Raw genomic sequence first — 1,282 nt, 5'->3', positions numbered from 1 at the left:
GATCTGGTGGTCATCGGGCTCGGATACGTCGGACTGCCGCTGGTGCGCGAGGCCTGCCGCGCCGGCCTGCGGGTCGGCGGGCTGGACCGCGACCCGCGGGTGGTCACCGGGCTGAAAGCAGGACACTCCCACATCGACGACGTCACCGACGACGACGTCGACCACATGCTCGCCACAGGCTTCCAACCCAGCCTGGACGAGACCATCCTCGACGGCGCCCGCACCGCCGTCATCTGCGTCCCCACCCCCCTGTCCCACGACGGCGGCCCCGACCTGACCGCCGTCCGCGGCGCCGCCGAAACCGTCGCCCGCCACCTCCAGCCGGGCATGCTGGTCATCCTGGAATCCACCACCTACCCCGGCACCACCGACGAAGTCCTCCGCCCCATCCTGGAAACCACCGGCCTTGCCGCCGGACGCGACTTCCACCTGGCCTTCTCCCCCGAACGCATCGACCCCGGCAACCCCGTCTACGGCGTCCGCAACACCCCCAAGATCGTCGGCGGCCACACCCCCGGCTGCGCCTCGGCCGCCGCCGCCTTCTACGGCAAGTTCGTCGACCACGTCGTCCAAGCCCGCGGCACCCGCGAAGCCGAAATGGCCAAACTCCTGGAGAACACCTACCGCCACGTCAACATCGCCCTGGTCAACGAGATGGCCGTCTTCTGCCACGAACTCGGCATCGACCTGTGGGACGCCATCGACTGCGCCGCCACCAAACCCTTCGGCTTCCAACCCTTCCGCCCCGGCCCCGGCGTCGGCGGCCACTGCATCCCCATCGACCCCAACTACCTGTCCTACAAAGTCCGCTCCCTGGGCTACCCCTTCCGCTTCGTCGAACTCGCCCAGGAAATCAACGACCGCATGCCCCGCTACGTCGTCGAACGCGCCCAACAACTCCTCAACCAGCAAGGACAACCCCTCAAAGACGCCCGCATCCTGCTGCTGGGCGTCACCTACAAAGCCGACATCGCCGACCAACGCGAATCCCCCGCCCGGCCCGTCGCCCGCCGCCTGGCCCGCCTCGGCGCCCACCTGCGCTACCACGACCCCTACGTGACCGAATGGCACGTCGACGGAGTGCAAGTGCCCCGCGTCGGCCCACCACCAATCGACCGCAACCGCCACCACACGGCCGCGGACACCGCAGCCCACCACCAAGCCCTGGCCACAGCCCTCCAGGACGCCGACCTGGTCATCGTCCTGGCCGACCACACGGCCTACGACCCCGAAACCCTCGCCCGCCACTCCCGACTGCTGTTCGACACCCGCGGCCGCACCC

Annotated in this window: 1 protein-coding gene; it reads left to right on the top strand. The window is 69.7% G+C overall.

Annotated elements, in window-relative coordinates:
• Positions 1–1,282, top strand: a 1,282-nt coding sequence (locus AR3_RS29050) for a nucleotide sugar dehydrogenase (RefSeq protein WP_106259388.1), incomplete at both ends; no start/stop codon positions are given.

It is taken from the genome of Actinomadura rubrobrunea NBRC 15275 (assembly GCF_001552235.1).
Lineage (GTDB): Bacteria > Actinomycetota > Actinomycetes > Streptosporangiales > Streptosporangiaceae > Spirillospora > Spirillospora viridilutea.
This window is presented reverse-complemented; position numbering and strand designations above follow the sequence as displayed.